This is a genomic window from Bradyrhizobium sp. CAR08, assembly GCF_052871955.1.
Genome location: NZ_JBIXJX010000060.1, coordinates 1 through 3,435, shown reverse-complemented (window position 1 = coordinate 3,435; position 3,435 = coordinate 1). Strand labels below are relative to the sequence as shown.

2 protein-coding genes are annotated in these 3,435 nt (G+C 57.1%); one reads left to right on the top strand and one right to left on the bottom strand.

Annotated elements, in window-relative coordinates; all coding sequences use genetic code 11:
• Positions 1 to 253 precede the first annotated feature (253 nt).
• On the bottom strand, positions 254 to 784 hold the full coding sequence (locus ACIPUD_RS39600; RefSeq protein ID WP_446482969.1) for a hypothetical protein: 531 nt from the start codon (positions 782 to 784) through the stop codon (positions 254 to 256).
• A 382-nt stretch (positions 785 to 1,166) separates the two neighbouring features.
• Here ACIPUD_RS39600 and ACIPUD_RS39595 point away from each other — a divergent pair, with 382 nt between their 5' ends.
• Positions 1,167 to 2,606 (top strand): IS1182 family transposase, encoded by a 1,440-nt coding sequence (locus ACIPUD_RS39595; RefSeq protein ID WP_446482968.1) that lies wholly within the window; start codon positions 1,167 to 1,169, stop codon positions 2,604 to 2,606.
• The last annotated feature ends 829 nt before the right edge of the window (positions 2,607 to 3,435 follow it).

Below are 3,435 nucleotides of genomic sequence, written 5' to 3'. Positions count from 1 at the left end.
GTAGAACAGTTGACCTTGGTCACTCTTCAGACGGCCCATCATGGATCGACCTCGCCGAGATTCGCGTCAACACAACGGAATCACGGTTCGTGACTTGTCTCAACCGACTTTTGCAACAAAATCGGCCCTTAGCCGAAGGCCAAATGAGCGCGTGTCATGTCGGCTGTCAGGAGCAAGCCGGACGCAGATCCCACTTGCGTGCACCGCTGGTTTTGACCCAAAGCAGACTCTGCTCGCGTCAAGGGTCGCCTCTTCAGTTCCTATTTGGTCCTCGATAGAAATCGTATGCATTCAGCTCATTCGCGAACGATCCACCACCGTGAAGCCGACTGCCATCGAGCTGACCCTGAATTGTCTTCAGCCAAGGCAGCTTTGTTTCGATCGCGCGAGTAATTGGGTCATCTGTCACCTCGATGGCCACCTCGCGGAGCGCAACGTCAGCTCCAAAGGTTGCTCGGAGATTTGCTGGATCAACCTGCACCACCGACTTCGGATCATTGGGGTCGCTGAAGTGAACCAACATTGGAATTACATCGAGCTGCAACACGCGATGAGGGCGCCGGTCTATCAACAGCCGCACTTTTGGAAGAGGATCAATCTCGCCCTTGAGCAGATCGGCAAAAACATGAAACAGCATCCACGCAGGGCCACCTAGATCTCCAAATCCAGCCTTTGGTCCTCGGAGAAGCGCGAAGAGTGTGCCGTGAGGGCCGAGGTCAACCATCACAGCTTCGCCGCTGATCTCACTTCCAGCCCCGCCCATAGACCCGAAGATGGGTCTCATGTCGGATTGCTTGACCTGGATGACGCCAGAACCACTGACGAGCCTGCCATCAACATCTACGTTAATCGTAAGTCGGTATCTGATTGTTTCGCTCAGGCTACCACAGCCAGTCAGTGCGCTCACTAGAACGCAGAGCGCGGCCAGCCGTTTCGCAAGGATTAGAGCCATCGCCGTACCAATTCACGCCGCTAATCTGATCGAGCTTTCTCGCGCTCTAACAAGCTTTGGTTGTGCATGGCAACGGGCTAAAGTTCAGTGAATGTTTTTCCCTGCCGCCCGTAAAGGGGCAAAGCTGGGCAGACCTTCACTTCCGCCTTTGACCCTGGCTGTGTGAAAACGCCGTGCCTGCTATGATTCCCGCACTGAATCGGCGGGGGCTGGCATGGCTCGTTTCGTTCAAGGAGCTGATCGCGGGCAATCTACTTTGTTGCCGGAATGCCTGGACGACTGGGTTGCAGATGACAATCCGGTTCGCGTGATCGACGCCTTCGTTGCAGCCCTCGATCTGGCTGAACTTGGGTTCGGTGGCGTTGAGCCTGCCGGCACAGGTAGGCCGTCGTATCATCCGGCCGCGCTCTTAGGGCTCTACATTTACGGTTATCTCAACCGTGTCCATTCGAGCCGCCGGCTTGAGCGTGAAGCTGGCCGCAACGTCGAAGTGATGTGGCTGCTCGCCAGGCTTGCGCCCGATCACAAAACGATTGCCGATTTCCGCAAGGACAATGGTCCCGGCATCAAAAAGGTCTGCGCGCGCTTCGTCGAGGTGTGCCGCAAGATGGGCTTGCTCGCGACAGCCAGCGTTGCGATCGACGGCAGCAAATTCAAAGCAGTCAATAATCGCGATAAGAACTTCACGCGCGGCAAAGTCGAGCGGCGGCGCACGCAATTGGAGGAGAGTGTTGCGCGCTATCTCGCTCAGCTCGATACCGCCGACCGGCAGGAGCCGTCGGAAACACTGGAGTTAAAAAAGACGCGGATCAAAGAACGGCTCAAAAATCTGACCGTTGAAATGGCGAAACTCGCAGCGATTGAAAAACAGGTTCTGGCGTCGCCCGATCAGCAGATATCGTTCACTGATCCCGACAGCCGTTCGATGGCCACGAGCGGCCGTGGTTCTGGCGTCGTCGGCTACAACGTGCAGACGGCGGTCGATACAGAAAACCATCTGATCGTCGCGCACGAGGTGACAACAAGCGGCTCAGACCGGTCGCAACTTGCAAACATAGCCCGGCAAGCCAAAGCCGTTCTTGAGGCCGACACGCTCGATGTTGTCGCCGATCGCGGCTACTTCAAGGGTGAAGAAATCGTGGCGTGCGAGCAATCTGGCATCACGGTGACTTTGCCCAAGCCGATGACATCGGGTGCGAAGGCTTCGGGACGCTTCGGCAAACAGGACTTTGCTTATCTGCCAAATGAGGATGTTTATCGCTGCCCTGCCGGTGAGAAACTCAAATATTATTATACCAACGACGAAGACGGCCAGAAGCTGCGCAACTATTGGACGAACGCCTGCAAAACCTGTCCACTCAAATCGAAGTGCACGCCGAGCCCACAACGCCGTATCAAGCGATGGGTGCACGAGGACGTTCTCGAACGCGCTCAGGCGCGGCTCGACAAGAATCCAAACGCCATGCGCACACGCCGCGAGACCGTCGAGCATCCGTTCGGCACACTGAAGATGCGCATGGGCGCGACGCACTTCTTGTGCGTGACGCTGCCGAAAGTTGCGACCGAGATGGCGCTGTGCGTGCTCGGCTACAATCTGACACGCGTGCTGAACATCGTCGGGATGAAACCGCGGCTGGCGGCGGTGAGGGCGTGATACGGGCGTTGCCGCGCGCCGTTGCGGTTCATGGGGCGCGTAAAAGAGCCCCGACATTGCCTCAGGATGAGTTCTGGTCGAGCGGCCGCAAGAGTTGCCCAAATTGATCGGACCGCGATAGCCTGAGTTCGACCGCGCCGGTCCGCGTCATGCAACAGCGTTTTTACACGACCAAGACCCATTGCAGACTTGGCCGCCCTTATTTCGGTCCCAATAGCGAAGTTCAACGTTAGTCCGTTTCAATGTCTTGGAGCGTCCATTGAGAGCAGCTATTTTGATCTCGCTTCTGACATTGTCGTCTCAGCTATCCGCTCAGACGCATCATGGAGAGCAGCCGTCCGTTTCCCGCTTTCGAGCTTGTGTTCGGTCGCACGCGCCCGATGCTCAAGCGGCGGGTGTTCGGACAGCCGAGGATGCCGCGCGCTACGCCATGAAGGCGTGCATGCCCTTGGTCGGGTTGTTCTTAGATCCAAACGCCTCCCGGAATGCGGAAGTTATAGAGGAAGTGCTTCCTCCCGGAAGCTATCGTGCGGTTCTCAGGGAGGAGTGGGGCGATTTTGTTGAGCAGGGAAACAGACAATAGGATTTAGCTCTCGCCGGCAGTTCTACGAAGGTCGCCTCTTGTGAAGGGTTTCGGATGCCGGCCCCATGACGGTGTTGCCGCGCACACGGGGGCCGGCGTCCGAAAGCCTCCAAAGGAGGAAACCGCGCTGGGGGGACGTAGGACGATGCCGCGTGATCGAGCTAGTCGCGTCAAACAACCTTCAGACGATCAGGACGATCGCCTATGGGGATTTAATGTTTGGCGGCACCTATACTTTCAATGGCT